The sequence below is a fragment of the Pseudomonas sp. S5D5 genome (assembly GCF_003013355.1).
GTDB classification, from domain to species: Bacteria; Pseudomonadota; Gammaproteobacteria; order Pseudomonadales; family Pseudomonadaceae; genus Aquipseudomonas; species Aquipseudomonas aylmerensis.
On record NZ_PTEO01000001.1, the window covers coordinates 1,961,556 to 1,977,143 of the forward strand.

The 15,588-nt window shown below is 59.6% G+C and carries 8 protein-coding genes; 5 read left to right on the forward strand and 3 right to left on the reverse strand.

Annotation, left to right across the window (positions count from 1 at the left end; all coding sequences use genetic code 11):
* Positions 1-7 precede the first annotated feature (7 nt).
* Positions 8-4,891 carry a neuraminidase-like domain-containing protein gene (locus C9990_RS09315; protein WP_371920625.1) on the reverse strand — a complete coding sequence of 1,628 codons (4,884 nt, stop codon included), beginning with the start codon at positions 4,889-4,891 and terminating at the stop codon, positions 8-10.
* 29 nt (positions 4,892-4,920) lie between these two features.
* Positions 4,921-7,413 (reverse strand): Tc toxin subunit A, encoded by a 2,493-nt coding sequence (locus tag C9990_RS09320; protein ID WP_106803081.1) that lies wholly within the window; start codon positions 7,411-7,413, stop codon positions 4,921-4,923.
* A 285-nt stretch (positions 7,414-7,698) separates the two neighbouring features.
* Here C9990_RS09320 and C9990_RS09325 point away from each other — a divergent pair, with 285 nt between their 5' ends.
* The 5 genes from C9990_RS09325 (at position 7,699) to C9990_RS09345 (ending at position 14,465) form a co-directional block, all read left to right on the forward strand.
* Complete coding sequence (locus tag C9990_RS09325) at positions 7,699-8,640, forward strand: rhodanese-related sulfurtransferase (protein WP_106803082.1); 942 nt, start codon at positions 7,699-7,701, stop codon at positions 8,638-8,640.
* Between the two features lie 36 nt (positions 8,641-8,676).
* Positions 8,677-9,279, forward strand: coding sequence for a DsbA family protein (locus tag C9990_RS09330; protein WP_177343946.1), 603 nt, complete (start codon positions 8,677-8,679; stop codon positions 9,277-9,279).
* Positions 9,272-11,086: an ABC transporter ATP-binding protein gene (locus C9990_RS09335; protein WP_106803083.1), complete on the forward strand. Its 1,815-nt coding sequence runs from the start codon at positions 9,272-9,274 to the stop codon at positions 11,084-11,086. The genes C9990_RS09330 and C9990_RS09335 overlap by 8 nt, the downstream gene beginning before the upstream one ends.
* A 71-nt stretch (positions 11,087-11,157) precedes the next feature.
* Positions 11,158-13,620: an EAL domain-containing protein gene (locus C9990_RS09340; RefSeq protein WP_106803084.1), complete on the forward strand. Its 2,463-nt coding sequence runs from the start codon at positions 11,158-11,160 to the stop codon at positions 13,618-13,620.
* 77 nt (positions 13,621-13,697) lie between these two features.
* Complete coding sequence (locus tag C9990_RS09345; RefSeq protein WP_207200669.1) at positions 13,698-14,465, forward strand: TenA family transcriptional regulator; 768 nt, start codon at positions 13,698-13,700, stop codon at positions 14,463-14,465.
* Between the two features lie 20 nt (positions 14,466-14,485).
* Here C9990_RS09345 and C9990_RS09350 read toward each other — a convergent pair whose 3' ends face one another.
* A complete protein-coding gene (locus C9990_RS09350; protein ID WP_065904326.1) occupies positions 14,486-15,412 on the reverse strand; it encodes a GGDEF domain-containing protein in 927 nt (308 codons plus the stop codon).
* Positions 15,413-15,588 lie beyond the last annotated feature (176 nt).

Genomic DNA, 15,588 nt, shown 5'->3' on the forward strand with positions numbered 1-15,588 from the left:
TGAGTGCTCATGTTTCACTCCTGCCAGGCCTGGCCGTGTAGCGCACATGAATGATGATGTCGGTGATGGATTCAAGCAGGTTTTTTTGTTGCAGCGGATTGGGAAAGTTCAAGCGCCAGCACGATATCGCCCCCGTGTATTCAAACGGCAGGTAGCGTGGGTCGTTGTCGAAGTTGAGCGTAAACAGGCCGTTGTCGTCCAGGCCGCGCGACAAGGCGATTTGCTGGTGTGCCCTGAAGTCGGTCCTGAGGGTGCCATCGGGCATCTGGATTTCGTTTCGGGTCTGGGTCAGTGTTGCCTTGATGTCTTCATAAGGTCCTAGCAAGGCGGGTAGTGTGACGCTGACATGCTTGATCCTGCGCAGGGTCTGCCCAGGGTAGTCCTCATCCAGGAGCGCTTGAGTCAGGGCGAAGCTGATGGTGCCGCTGCTGACCAATTGCGCTTTATGTTCAGTCCAGGTTTTGGCAGGCGCGGTGATTTCGAAGGTCTGTTGGCCGGTCGCGACCTGACACTCGATCAGGCGATGGCGCAGTGACATGGTTTTGCTGATTTCCAGCTCGCGAGGTGTGTGTTGCAGGTACGCGGTGTTCATCTTCACCAGGTTCAGTTTCAAGCTTTCCGCGCTCAGCAGACCTCGGGAGGTGTGATGCCAGGCCCCACCTTGGAAGAACTGCCGGCTGTCGGTGGTTTCGTACTGCCAGCAGGCTTCAGCGGCCAGGCACAGGGAGTGGACGTTGTCATACAGCGCGTAATAGAACGTGCTCAGTTGGGCCGTGAGCCATTGATAGAGCTGTGTCCCGGTAAAGCGCATGCCGAGTAATTGGTAGGCTGACTTGGCCTGGGCCAATGCGGTGTGGGCACTGCGTAGTTGCAGGCGAGTGGCTTTTTCCTGCTCGGCATGCACCAGCAGCAGGGTGTCGATCTGGGCCAGTTCCAGGCGAGCCTGTTGTTCGGCGTGGGCCCATTCTTGAGCGCGACGATTTAACTGTTCAGTGCGCTCCAATTCGTTACCGTTGGCGCGGGCGATGTTGGCTTCGCCCTGGGCGAAGGCCTGATAGGCATGAAACGCCCCCTCCCAACGCATCCCTCCGGACGACGTGCCGAAGATATTCGGCAACAGCATAGCGGCGCCGGCGCCTATACCGGCAATCGCGACTTTTCTCTCCCAGGCGACGCTCTCCAGATAGTGTTGGCCGGCCGAAATTTCACCGGTGCTGATGCCTTCGCTGAGCTGGCGTGTCAGGTAGTCCAGTCGCCCCTCGACGATTGCTCGGCTGCGACGCAGGGCATCTTTGTTTTTTTCATCGATGGCAACGGCCTGGGTCTGTTGGGTCAGCACCAATTCGGCCAACTGCCAGGCGTTTTGCTGTTGCACCTCAAGGTAGTGCGCCTGTTCCTTGCGCTCGATCAAGGTGAGCAGCGTGGTGCCGAACTGCGCCAGGCTGTCGACCGCGCTCAAGGCGTGCCCCAGCATGACCTGGAACCGGTAGTGACCCACTTCAGGGCGGACCAGTGGCAATGTACTGGCGTCACCCGCAGCGCCCTGTGCATTTCGCGTCAGCAGCGCGGCAGGGGACAAGGGGGGCGCAAAGAGTGTCTGGCGCAATGGCTTGCCGGAAATATCCAGATGATGGCGAAGCCCGTGCAGGCGACTTTCCAATATGTCCCAGCGTGCGACCAGTTGCGTGTTCAGCGGGCGGAACAAATAGGGGCTGTCCATGAGCCAAGTGTGTTGCCCTGTGGTCTTGCAGTGCCGGGACAGTACGGTGGTGTATTCGGGTTGATGTTCCAACTGGCGGATGGCCTGGGAGGACACCGTCGCCAGTGCGTCCAAGGTGCGGGAGGTCCAGGTATCGGCACGTGTGACCGTCGGGCGCATGCCGAGCAGGTTCTGCGCCTGGATGTACCAGAGTTTGGCTTCGGCCAGGCTGTCGGGGCTCACTTGGCGATAAGCCGCGTCGCCCCGGTTGATCAGGATATCCACATTGAGGTGGTACAGCGCCTTACGCAGGTATGTCGGAAAGCTGAGAGCCAGGTAATGCGGGCTCTCGGGGTGGTGGCAGGCGAAGCTCAGTTCTACCGGGTTGCCTGGCAGGGCACTGAGGGCCCCGGTGTCTGGGTGGAGTGGGTCGAACAGGGCGTGCAACCAGGTCTGGGCGTGAGCGTATTGCTGCTGCTGGTTGAAGTAATGGGCGATGGTCCAGGGTAAGTAGATAAACAGTTCGCGCAAATTTTTACCGTGCGCGCCCTGGAAATCCGGGGGCTCGGGGGCGGCGTCCGCAGTCAGTGCCGGTTCCCTCCAGTCATCCGGGGAGCGTAAAAATACCGGGTCGAAGCCGAGTGTGGCGTGTTGGGTCAGTTGACTCGCCACCGTGGTGTTGAGTCGGATGGCCGGGACACTCGGGGCGAAGCTTGTGGAAAAATCAATCCACTCGTGGGTCGCTCCGGTGTTTTGCTGTTGGCGCGTAATTCGTGGGGAATGCGCGGGCTTGTCGACGGCAACGGAGGTGGCAAGGGCGCATTTGATGGCCTTGAGTGCATAGCCGAGGACAGTCACCTGGTTCTCTCTGCTCTCAAGCGTGATGACCCCATGGATCAGCGTGATGGCTGATGCGGGTTGCTCATTGGGTAACTTTACCCGCGTACTTGCCAGGTGCCCGACTGCGAGTTCGGGGGAGGCGCCTACCAGACTCTCGTGATCGAGGTCCGAGTCGTTGAGGATTTGGGCAGTGTTGTTATTAATGGCTTGCGGAGTGGGCACGTCCTTCAGTTTGGATTGCATGATGACGTGCTTGTAGAAACGCAACGTGGGCGTGGAAGTGTTACCCAGCTCCAGCCTCACGTCATTCACGAAGTGCAGTTTTGGGTTGGCGACTTCATCACCTGGCAGGTGGTAGCCGCTGTAACGGTCGAGTATCACCAGGAAGGGATCCTGATGATGGGTATACAAGTGGAGGAATGCATTTTTGTTGAGAAACTTCCCTGCCAGGGAGTATTCGAAGATGGGAAGGTATTGGTCGGTATGCCCGGGTCTCGGGTCCGGCCTTGATTTCATCTCTTTCTCAAGCCTGAACAATATGGAGTCTTTGTCATAAATGGCATTGGAATAGCTTTTTCCGGTCTTGGGGTTTTTAAAGAACATCGAGTGATACGTGGCGTCTGCACTGGGATGTATCGCGCAGTCGATCCTGATGACCGAACCGCTGATGAGTTCAACTTCGGACAAGGTCGAGTCATGCAACGCCGACTGGGTGCTCAGGGTAATGCTCATCTCGGAGTACCGGGATGCAAGGGTGATGCTGTACGTCTGCAGAAAGGGCCTGACGATTCTTGAGGTGAAGACGAATTCGTTGGTGGCGGGATCAAAGGCGGTGGTGGCTGTATCGGCGGCGACTATGGCTGTGCTTTTGGATTCAAAGTCCCACGTTCGCTGATCTTCGATCTGGGGTGTTTGAGCGTCCAGGACTACCGTTCTTTCGTCTTGTTCCTGCGCCAGGCGTGTCTTGAACTGTAAGTTGTCTTTGTTTATATCGAAAAACAGACGGAAGTATTGGTGAGCGAACGGCGGAAGTAACACGCTGGAAAACAGGTTGTCTTTGTCGACGCCGCCCAACAACGCTTTCTGTAGTGGCGTGTTTTGTGTGGATTCATAGGCTTCCAGCAATCGGAGGGCTTCCTGGGCTACGGCTGAACCTGGCACGATTTTGTAGCGGCCGGGGCTGCCTGCGCTGGCGACGATTTTTATGCTCAATGACTGATCGATACTGATGGCTTGGAAGAATTCGCCCATTTGATCGCTGCCATGATTCAGCGTGTTGGCGCGTATACCCAGGAACAGGGTGTGAGGAGAGCGGCTATCGACTACGGCAATGGTCTGCGTGATGCCGATAAGTTGCGCTGGCGTGAGTGCGTTGATACCCCGCGTGACGCAGTGCTCTTCCAGTCCCGTGTGCGCAAAGCTCCAGGTGCTATCCAGTTTTTTATAGGAAAAGCACAGGCGAAACTTCACGAACTGGCTGTTCAGCCATTCAGCCTGGCGTTGTTTTTCATCCCCGTCCTCTTCGTTGTCGCCATTGCCATTGCCATTGCCCTGTGCCTTGAAGGAGTGGTGCGGGGCCGGCTTGATGATCTCGGCCCAAACCATAAATAGCCGCTGATTGAACAGGACGGGACGGATACTGTGGGCCGGTGTATCGGCGCCAAACGTCAGGTTGATGGGTTTCCAGTCTGTCCAGGCCAGAGGTGCAGGCGCGTCGGGGTTGGCGGTCGAGCGTTTGGACAGGTCCAGCGAACGCCAATAATAGATGCTGTCGGTGGCGGACTTGCCGACGAAATAATAAGTGCTGGTCTCCAACTGTCCGACATTGCCATCAATGTAGCCATTGAGCGTTTGAATGCTGGCGACCTCTTCGAACCGTGACAGGAAGCCTTGCACGGCTTTCAGTGCGGTGTCGGGTTGGAGTCGATGCTGTTGAAGTTCGTTTTCCAGTTGCGCAAAGCTGTCGCTCTTGTCCTCGCGCAGCGTGGGGTCGAGGAAATTTTGCGGGTGATAGCGCAGTTGCTGGCTGGCGCTCCAGAGGGGGTAAGTGTGCAGGGAGTTCTGCCAGGCCAGGGTCGCGTGTGGCGACATGCCCGGGGTCTCATAACCCGGTTCGAGGCCTGAGTGGATCCGGTTTATGTAGTGTTGCAGGCTGGTGATCGCACTGGCGACCGGGCTGGTCGGCACTGCTTCGCTGACTTGTACGTCCAGTAGCCAGTAGTCGTACAGGTCGTTGGGTGTCTGCAACGCGTCTTTAAGGTCGGCGCTGATGCAGTGAGCCAGATAGTAGCTCAGCATGGCATCACGCCTGGCTTCATTAAGCCGTTGGTCGAGGTTCTCAGACATAGTCATTCCTTGAGTCTGCTGATTGAGATGCAGCGTTATTGACGTGCGGCGACGACGGCTTCACCCACGGACTGCCAACTGCTGAAGTCGCTTTGGATATCCAGTTCGCTGGTGTCGAGCAGGGTCTGGCTGGAGAGTCGGGTGAGGGTGCAGGCTTGCCGGCAGCGCATGATCCAATCCAGTTGGTCCATGGACCTGACCATGCCCGAGGGCAAGGTCGCCGTGAGCACGCGCAGCTCGCGTTCGTCCCAGCCCAACCATTGACTCAGCTGGGCGTTGGGGTTTTGCGGCCCGTTGTTGTTGGCGCCCTGGAAAAACGCCAGGAGGCTGTCCTGCGCCAGGCCATACGTATCGCAGCAGTCTCTGAAACGCTGTAATAGATAAAGCGTGCCCAGGTTCAGCCCGACCAGCGCGCCTTTCGTCATCTCGCTGTCCAGCCAATGAGGGTTGAGCAGCAATTGACGTAGCGACGTGCCGTTAACTGGCAAGGACAACAATGTGGTGATGTCTGGAACCAGCAGGATCAGGTGTATCGGTGCCGGCTCAGGCTCAGGCAAGGGCACAAAATGTTGGCCGTAGTAGAGTTTCAGCTCACTGCTGTAGACGGCCGGCTCCGGGCTTTCCAGGAACTGTTGGATGCATGAGTGCGGCCCCTGTCTCAGCAGATCGACCCCGCGTTGCAGTACCGGGCTGTCAGTAATGGGTTCCAGCAGCAATTGCTGGCGCAGCTGCGTCACGCTGGTACCGCAGGCCTTGAGCCACGTGACGGCCCAGTCCATTTGCATCAGCACATCGAGAAAATCCATCGGAGCGGCTTTCTTGATGCGTAATGTGGGGGTGACCAGCGACGCCCAGGTCGACGGGCCGAGCACGTCAGCCAGTTGTTTGCAGTGCAGGACAGAAAGGCCGAAGACTTGAGCGATCCGCGCTTGCCGATAGATCGCGGAGTACGTGGCAAGGTTTCGGGCGACAGGGGCCGGTGTGGCCTCGATCAGCAATTGCAGTGAATCCGGCGTGTCCCTCAACGTCAGCGCGGCGCAGAGTTGCTGGCGGGTGTGTGAATCGAAGGCCTGGTCGTCCAGCGGCAGGGGTTGCGAGGACACCGCTGTGCGGTTGAACACTTGATCGAACAGCGGCTGCTCATTGGCGCTGGCCTGAACGGGCAAGCGATGCAGCCACGCGGAAAACTCCAATGGCTTAAGGGCGTAGTGCCGACTCAGGTAGCGGTAGACGCCTTGTGCGCGCAGGGTATTGGGGCTGATGCGCAGGCTCGAGTTGGCTGTGCCCTCACACTCCATGGCGCTGACGATCAAAGTGTCCAGCTCGGCGAAAGGCAGATTGACCCACTGTTGCAGGCGGATCATCCGTTGCATGCGATCAAACCGGTCGTGCGAGGTATTCAGCAGTTGCGCGGTTTGCCTGCTGGTGGAGATGCCCTCCACAGTCATGGGCGGGTCACCAGTACCGTTGACGTAGCGCGCCCCAAAGGTAGGCAGTGTCTGGCCCTTGGTCGAGAGAGAGGCATGGGGAGCGAAACTGTTTTGCGCCAACAGTGCCTGCAATTGGAGGCTGTTCAACGCCGTACTTTTCAAGAAGACGTCGAGGTTTTCCAGTGGGATTGCCATCTGGGTCGGCGGTTTCCGAGGCCGGCCGTAGTAGATTTCATACAATGTGTCTTCCGGGACGAGCGATTGCGCCAAGAGCTTTTGCTGCTCCGGGCTCAGTTCACCCAGCAGCCGCTGGGTATTGGCATTGGGCTTTGTGACCGTGGCATAGCGTGCGCTGCTGGCGTCGTCAAACGGCAAGCGTTTGCTGATTCGATAATTCAACTCACCCAGGGAGTACCGGGTTCCCGAGAGTGCCAGCTGGCACTGGCGATGATGATGGTGGTAAGGCAACGCCATGGGGTAGCGCGCCCTGCTGAGTTGTTGATGCAGGTCCTTATCCGGATGGTGGAGCTGGATCTGCACGTGCAACATCTCATCAATGAGTGTCAGCAGGGGGCGTTGAGAATAGGTTGTGTCGTGGTCGATCAATAAGCGTCCCAGGTCCGGACGTCGTTGGCTCAACAGGATTTTTTTTTTACTGGTTGCCGCGCCTTTTTTTTCCAGTTGAGTTGCAAAAAGAAACAGCGTGCGCAGGTAGGCAACCGGTGAGTCGATAGCGGCGATGGCCTCCGGGTGACAGACATTCCCCCAGTCCTCGTTGAGCGGGCTGGGCGCCTTTGAACCCAGGTCGCGCTTGCTGTGAGAGGGGGCAGGGCGCGGGCTGAATGATTGTTGGTCGTGCAGCCATTGCAACTGGGTGGCGTAGGACAGCGCATTTTCATAGGCCTGGGCGCCATCGTCATCAGTGTATTGAGCCAATTGACGGATGAATTCGGCCTTGGGCTGGTCGACAATGTCGAAGACGCTGGCGAGGTTGAGTCTATTCAAGGCGGTACTCAAATCGACCCTCCCTGCGCCAGGAGTGACGGGGTGTTCCACCAGTTGCGCCAGTAGCGGACTGCTTGGAGTTGATGTGTCCATATCAATCGATCTTCCAATAAAACTGTCCAAAGGCGGGTCCCATGGGCGACGCAAGACGCTATCACGCAGGTGGTCTGGGTCGAGGTCAGCCAATGCCGTGGGGGCGTCAAGGAAATATCGGTGATTGAGTGTCGATGCAGTCGCATCGGGGTTTTGCTAGAATCCGCAACGCGCCGCCCAGTCGGCGCGTTTTTTTTGCGTTTACTGGCAGCTTGCGGTTAAAAGCCCGCAGCTGCCGACATCCGGTTCACCCCTTACGAGGGTAGCCACCTGGAGAGAACACCCATGACTCAACCGATTGTCGTGGCGGCACTGTATAAGTTCGTCACCCTGGAAGATTACGTCGCCCTGCGCGAGCCATTGCTGCAAGCAATGGTCGACAATGGCATCAAAGGCACCTTGCTGATCGCCGAAGAAGGCATCAACGGCACCGTTTCCGGCAGCCGCGAAGGCATTGACGGGCTGATGGCGTGGCTGAAGAACGATCCACGCATGGTCGACATCGACCACAAGGAATCGTACTGCGACGACCAGCCGTTCTACCGCACCAAGGTCAAGCTCAAGAAAGAGATCGTGACCCTGGGTGTCGAAGGCGTCGACCCGAACAAAAAAGTCGGTACCTACGTTGACCCACAAGACTGGAACGCGCTGATCAGCGATCCGGAAGTGCTGTTGATCGACACGCGTAACGACTACGAAGTATCGATTGGCACCTTTGAAGGGGCAATCGATCCGAAAACCACCAGTTTTCGCGAATTTCCCGACTACATCAAAGCCAACTTCGACTCTGCCAAGCACAAGAAAGTCGCGATGTTCTGCACCGGCGGCATTCGCTGCGAGAAGGCCTCGAGCTATATGCTCAGCGAAGGGTTCGATGAGGTCTACCATCTCAAGGGAGGCATCCTGAAGTACCTCGAAGAGGTGCCCCAGGCAGAAACCAAATGGCAGGGCGACTGCTTTGTGTTCGACAATCGCGTGACTGTGCGCCACGACTTGAGCGAAGGCGACTACGATCAATGTCATGCCTGCCGCACACCGGTGAGCGTAGAAGACCGCGCGTCCGAGCACTATGTGGCCGGCATCAGTTGTCCACATTGCTGGGATAAGCTGCCGGAGAAAACCCGTCGCAGCGCGATCGACCGGCAAAAGCAGATCGAGCTGGCCAAGGCCCGCAACATGCCGCACCCGATTGGCTTCAACTATAAGCAAACCCCTTCCGAGGCCTGACCCATGTCCGCGCGCCTGCTCTATGTAATGGACCCGATGTGTTCCTGGTGCTGGGGCTTTGCCCCGGTGGCGCAGGCGTTGGTAGAGCAGGCCCAGGCGGCCGGGGTGGAACTGCACCTGGTGGTGGGCGGCTTGCGCACCGGCAGCGGCGCGGCGCTGGAGCCCACCACCCGGCGCTACATCCTGGAGCACTGGCAGGCCGTCACCGACGCCACCGGCCAGCCGTTCAAGCGCGAAGGTGCGTTGCCCGACGGTTTTGTCTATGACACCGAGCCGGCCTGTCGCGCCATCGTCACCGCGCGCAGCCTGGCGCCGGATTGCGCGTGGACACTGCTGGGGCTGATCCAGCGCGCGTTTTATGTCGAGGGTCGCGATGTGACCCTCGCCAGCGTGCTGGTGGAGCTGGCCGAGCAGGCCGGCATCCCGCGCATCGAGTTTGCCGGCGCGTTCGACCGTGCCGAGCAGCATGCCGCGACCGCCGCCGACTTCACCTGGGTCCAGGATTTGGGCATCGCCGGTTTCCCGACGTTGCTGGCCGAACGCAATGGCCAGCTCGCGTTGCTGACCAACGGCTACCAGCCGCTGTCGGAACTGTCGCCCTTGCTCGCCCGTTGGCTGGAGCGAGCTGCCTGTGTATGACCGGCCCGATGAGCAACCCAAACGCGTCGACCGACTGACCTGGGCGGAAATTCGCCGCCTGGCCTTGCGGCACCGTAAATCCCTGTGGATCGCCAATGGCGTTGCCGTGCTGGCGACCCTGTGCAGCGTGCCCATTCCCTTGCTGTTGCCGTTGCTGGTGGACGAAGTGCTGCTGGGCCACGGCGATGCCGCGCTCAAGGTGATGAACCATGCGCTGCCCCTGGGCTGGCAGAAAGCAGCCGGTTATATCGGCCTGATGCTGCTGGTGACGCTGACGCTGCGGTGCGGCGCCCTGGTGTTCAACGTGGTGCAGGCGCGCTTGTTTGCGCGGCTGGCCAAGGACATCGTGTACCGCATCCGCGTGCGCCTGATCGAACGCCTCAAGCGCATCTCCCTGGGCGAGTACGAAAGCCTGGGCAGCGGCACGGTGACCACGCATCTGGTCACCGACCTGGACACCCTGGACAAATTCGTCGGCGAAACCCTCAGCCGCTTCCTGGTGGCCATGCTCACGCTGCTCGGCACCTCGGCCATCCTGGTGTGGATGCATTGGCAACTGGCCTTGCTGATCCTGCTGTTCAACCCGCTGGTGATCTACGCCACGGTGCAATTGGGCAAGCGCGTCAAACACCTGAAGAAGCTCGAAAACGACAGCACCTCGCGCTTCACCCAGGCGCTGACCGAAACCCTGGACGCGATCCAGGAAGTACGCGCCGGCAACCGTCAGGGCTTCTTCCTCGGACGCCTTGGCCAGCGCGCCCAGGAAGTGCGTGACTACGCGATCAATTCGCAATGGAAAAGCGACGCGTCCAGCCGCGCCAGTGGCTTGCTGTTCCAGTTCGGTATCGACATCTTCCGGGCGGCGGCGATGCTGACGGTGCTGTTTTCCGACCTCTCCATCGGCCAGATGCTCGCGGTATTCAGCTACTTGTGGTTCATGATCGGCCCGGTGGAGCAACTGCTCAACCTGCAATACGCCTACTACGCTGCGGGTGGCGCGCTGACGCGGATCAACGAGCTGCTGGCGCGTGCCGACGAACCGCAATATGCGGGCGGCGAAGACCCGTTCAGCGGCCGCGAAACCGTCGGCATCGAAGTCCGCGGCCTGGACTTCGGCTATGGCGATGACCTGGTGCTCAACCAGTTGAACCTTGCCATCGCTCCCGGTGAAAAGGTCGCGATTGTCGGCGCCAGCGGCGGCGGCAAAAGTACCCTGGTGCAGTTGCTGCTCGGGCTGTACACGCCGCAGGCCGGCAGTATCCGTTTCGGCGGAGCGACCCAGCAGGCCATCGGCCTGGAGACCATTCGCGAGAACGTCGCGGTGGTGCTGCAACACCCGGCGCTGTTCAACGACACCGTTCGCGCCAACCTGACCATGGGGCGTGAGCGCACTGACCAGGCCTGCTGGCAGGCGCTGGAAATTGCCCAGTTGGACGCCACCGTCAAAGCCCTGCCGCAGGGTTTGGACAGTGTGGTGGGACGCTCTGGCGTGCGCTTTTCCGGCGGGCAGCGCCAGCGCCTGGCGATCGCGCGCATGGTCCTCGCCGAGCCGAAAGTGGTGATCCTCGACGAGGCGACCTCCGCCCTCGATGCCGCCACCGAATACAACCTGCACCAGGCGCTGGCGCGGTTTCTCAGCGGCCGTACTACACTGATCATTGCTCACCGTTTGTCGGCGGTTAAGCAAGCGGATCGAGTATTAGTGTTCGACGGCGGTCATATTGCTGAGGACGGCGATCATCAGCAGTTGATTGCCGATGGCGGCCTGTACGCCAAGCTATATGGACACTTGCAGCAAGTGCGTTGATTTAGCCTAGGCTTAGCTATCGGAAGCGGATTTTCGCGTGCGTATTGGGCAGTGCATGTGTAAGGGACTTCATGAAGCAAAAGCGGACTCTCGGAACGCCTCGGCTGTTGGGCATTGTGTGGCCCTTCATCGCCGTCGTTCTGTTTCAGGCATTGTTGGGCTGCGTCAGTCTCTACGTGCTTTCAGCGGTACGCGGCTACGTGGCCGGTGAAAGCCTGTGGTCGAAGGGCCAGAAAGACGCGATCTACTACCTGACGCTCTACGCCGACAACCGTGACGAATCCACCTATCTCAAGTATCAGCAGGCGATTGCCGTGCCCCAGGGCGGGCATGAGCTGCGCATCGCCCTGGATCGGCCCACGCCCGATCTTGCTGCCGCCCGCCTGGGCATCCTCAAGGGCGGCAACCACCCCGATGACGTCTCCAGCCTGATCTGGCTGTACCTCAATTTCCGGCATTTCAGCTACCTGGAAAAAGCCATCGAGCTGTGGACGGTGGGCGATGGCTACCTGATGCAGCTCGATGACCTGGCCCGGGAGATGCACCAGGCGATCCGCCGTGACCAGGTCAACGCCAATGATGTGCGCCAATGGAAGGCGCACATCATTGCCATCAACGAAGGCGTGACACCCGCCGCCAAGGCGTTCAGCGACGCGTTGGGCGAAGGCTCGCGGATGATCCTGCGGCTGCTGCTGATCACCAACCTGACCACGGCCCTGGGCTTGATCGTGCTGGCGCTGTTGCGTACTCACAAGCTCCTGGCCCAGCGCCATGCCTTTGCCGATGCGCTGCAGGAAGAGAAAGAGCGGGCGCAGATCACCCTGGAGTCGATTGGCGATGGCGTGATCACCACCGACGTCGAAGGCAGCATCACCTACCTGAACCCGGCGGCCGAGGCGCTGACCCATTGGAACACGGCGCAGGCCCAGGGCCTGCCGCTGGCGGCGTTGTTCAACCTGCTGGATGACAATGCCCAGCCCGACGGTTTCACCTTGATCGAGCACATCGTCAAGGGCCAGCTCAGCAGCGGCAGCGAGCATTCGAAAACAATCCAGCGCCTGGACGGCAGCACCGTTTCGGTCAATCTGGTGGGCGCGCCGATCCGCAGCGCGAGCAAGGTCACGGGCGCGGTGCTGGTGCTGCACGACATGACCCAAGAGCGCCAGTACATCGCCAACCTGTCGTGGCAGGCAACCCATGACGCCCTGACCGGCCTGGCCAACCGCCGCGAGTTCGAGTTCCGCCTGGAACAGGTGCTGCACCCGGCCGGGGGCGCGCAGAGCGGGCGGCATGCGTTGATGTTTCTCGACCTGGACCAGTTCAAGCTGGTCAACGACACCTGCGGCCATGCGGCGGGTGACGAGCTGTTGCGGCATATCTGCGCACTGTTGCAGTCGGACCTGCGCGAAGGCGACACCCTGGCCCGCCTGGGCGGCGATGAGTTCGGCATCCTGCTGGAGAACTGCCCGGCACCGGTGGCGGAAAAAATCGCCGAGAGCCTGCGGCATACCGTGCAAAGCCTGCACTTCGTGTGGAAGGGCCGGCCGTTCATGACCACCGTCAGCATCGGCCTGGTGCACATCGGGCACACGCCGACCACCCTTGAAACGTCACTGCGGGCGGCTGACATGGCGTGCTACATGGCCAAGGAAAAAGGCCGCAACCGCGTGCAGGTGTACCACGCCGATGACTCGGAACTGTCGGTGCGCTTTGGCGAAATGGCCTGGGTGCAGCGGCTGCACATGGCGTTGGAAGAAAACCGCTTCTGCCTGTACGCCCAGGAAATCATGCCGCTGGGGCACACTGACGGCGGCAACGGGCATATAGAAATCCTGCTGCGCCTGCACGATGAGGGAGGACGCATCATCCTGCCGGACAGCTTTATCCCGGCGGCCGAGCGCTACGGTCTGATGACCTCCCTGGACCGCTGGGTGGTCGAGAATGTCTTCAAGCTGATTGCCGCCTGCATGCATGAACGTCCGGGGCGTCCGATGGCCATGTGTGCGATCAATCTGTCAGGCATTACTATCGGTGATGATGACTTCCTCGGATTCTTGCGTGAGAAATTTCATACTTACAGTATTCCACCCAGCATGATCTGTTTTGAAATTACTGAAACCAGTGCAATTGCAAACTTGGGCAGTGCCATCCGCTTTATTAATGAACTCAAGGCCTTAGGCTGTCATTTCTCGCTGGATGACTTCTGCGCCGGAATGTCCTCATTCGCTTATCTCAAACATTTACCTGTAGACTTCCTGAAGATCGATGGAAGTTTCGTAAAGGATATGCTGGACGACCCGATTAACCGCGCGATGGTTGAAGTGATCAATCACATTGGCCACGTCATGGGTAAGCGCACAATTGCAGAGTTTGTTGAAACACCGCATATCGAACAGGCGTTGCTCGAGATCGGGGTGGATTACGCTCAGGGTTACCTGATCGAACGACCGCAGTTGTTTACCTTTGATAGTCTGCAGTGTCGACCTTCGCGGCCGCAGCCCCTGTTATTCAAGGCGCCCGGCACATTCCGCTGAAACCTTTGCTGGTCTGTACATCACACTTAAAAAGGAGCCCGACAGTGATCGACACATTCAACAGAACCGGCCCGCTTATGGAAGCCTCGAGTTACCCCGCCTGGGCGCAACAATTGATCCAGGACTGTAGCGAGAGCAAGCGGCGCGTTGTCGAACACGAACTGTACCAGCGCATGCGCGATAACACGCTCAGCGCCAAGACCCTGCGTCACTACCTGATCGGTGGCTGGCCCGTGGTGGAACAGTTTGCCTTGTACATGGCACAGAACCTCACCAAGACCAAGTTTGCCCGCCATCCTGGGGAGGATATGGCGCGACGCTGGCTGATGCGCAACATTCGCGTGGAACTGAACCACGCCGATTATTGGGTGCATTGGGCCCGCGCGCATGGCGTCAGCCTCGAAGAACTGCAGGCGCAGAACGTGCCGCCGGAGCTGCACGCGCTCAGCCATTGGTGCTGGCACACCAGCTCGGCTGATTCGCTGATCGTGGCCATCGCCGCGACCAACTACGCGATCGAGGGGGCGACCGGGGAGTGGTCGGCGGTGGTGTGTTCCACCGGTGTCTACGCGGCGGCTTTCCCCGAGGAAGACCGCAAGCGCGCGATGAAGTGGCTGAAGATGCATGCCCAGTACGATGACGCCCACCCGTGGGAGGCGCTGGAAATCATTTGCACCCTGGCCGGCATGAACCCGAGCAAAGCCTTGCAGGTTGAACTGCGCCAGGCCGTGTGCAAGAGCTACGACTACATGTACCTGTTCCTGGAAAGCTGCATGCGCCTGGAGAAGGAAAAGCCGGCGGTGCTGGTGCGTGAGCGCCCGGCGCGGGTGGCCAGCGAAGCCTGATGTAACGGCGGTGGTGGGGGTTACCCTGCCATCGCCAGGCGGTTGCGGCCTTCGCGCTTGGCCACGTACAAGGCGTTGTCGGCCCGGCGCAGCAGGCTTTCCGCAGACTCGGCGGCCAGCAAGGTCGAGCAGCCTAGGCTCACCGTCAATTCGATCCGTTTACCCTCCGCCGAATAATCCTGGGCCTGTGCGGCCTGGCGCAGGCGTTCGCCGACCATTGCGGCTGCATCCCGGCCGGTGTTCGACAGCAGGATCAGAAACTCTTCCCCACCAAACCTGAAGACCATGTCGACATTGCGCAACTGGGCCTTGATCGCTCCGGCGACGGCGCGCAGGACGTTATCGCCGGCGGCGTGGCCGTAGGTGTCGTTGATGTTCTTGAAGTGGTCGATGTCCAGCATCAGCAGCGACAGCGGGTTCAGGTGACGACGTGCCATGTCGATTTCCCGTTGCAGGGTCTGGTCCATGGCAATCCGGTTGCCGGTCTCGGTCAACGGGTCACGCAGAGCGCTGCGGGTGGCGGCGCGGTAGAGCAGGGCGTTGCGCATCGGGTAGAGCAAGGTTGCCAGCAGCGACTCCAGCTGGCCGAGTTCCTCTTCCAGCAGGCGCTGGTTGCGCCGGAAAATCAGCTCGCCCAGGTGCTCGCCTTCGTGGCTCAGGCTATAGCTCATCGAATGGTGGCCGCGATGACCGAACTCCAGGCGCAGATCGCTGGCAGCGTGGCGATATTGCAGGGCGTCCAGCGGCACTAGGCGCTGGATCTCGCGGAAAAACGTCGCGAGGATGCGCTCCGGTTCCAGGCTGGTCTGCAGTTGCATGCCCAGTTGCTGGCGAAGTTGCAGAAGGGTGATGGGACGGCGCGGCAGGAGGGACGGCTGACCAAAGCCCAGGCGTTGCAATTTGGCACTGTCGAAGTCAATTGCGTTGGTCTGGGTGGGTGTTTTCATAAACGATCGGCCTCTAAGCACTTGGCTGTCTTACAGGCTCGATGAGAGTGGCGAGTGCCAAGCGTCTTACTGTTCCTTCAGTTCCGTAAAACATGGGAATAGTTTAAACCGCTTTACAGTGGGTTATAACCCCTGGGCACTGCCGCACGTCTTGTCATCGCGTAACCTGCTTGAAA

What these genes read in the sequence shown, in the direction of transcription:
- C9990_RS09325 (WP_106803082.1), top strand. Translation starts at nt 7,699, where the DNA reads ATGACTCAACCGATTGTCGTGGCGGCACTGTATAAGTTCGTCACCCTG.
- C9990_RS09330 (WP_177343946.1), top strand. Translation starts at nt 8,677, where the DNA reads ATGTGTTCCTGGTGCTGGGGCTTTGCCCCGGTGGCGCAGGCGTTGGTA.
- C9990_RS09340 (WP_106803084.1), top strand. Translation starts at nt 11,158, where the DNA reads ATGAAGCAAAAGCGGACTCTCGGAACGCCTCGGCTGTTGGGCATTGTG.
- C9990_RS09345 (WP_207200669.1), top strand. Translation starts at nt 13,698, where the DNA reads ATGGAAGCCTCGAGTTACCCCGCCTGGGCGCAACAATTGATCCAGGAC.
- C9990_RS09320 (WP_106803081.1), bottom strand. Translation starts at nt 7,413, where the DNA reads ATGGACACATCAACTCCAAGCAGTCCGCTACTGGCGCAACTGGTGGAA.
- C9990_RS09315 (WP_371920625.1), bottom strand. Translation starts at nt 4,891, where the DNA reads ATGACTATGTCTGAGAACCTCGACCAACGGCTTAATGAAGCCAGGCGT.
- C9990_RS09350 (WP_065904326.1), bottom strand. Translation starts at nt 15,412, where the DNA reads ATGAAAACACCCACCCAGACCAACGCAATTGACTTCGACAGTGCCAAA.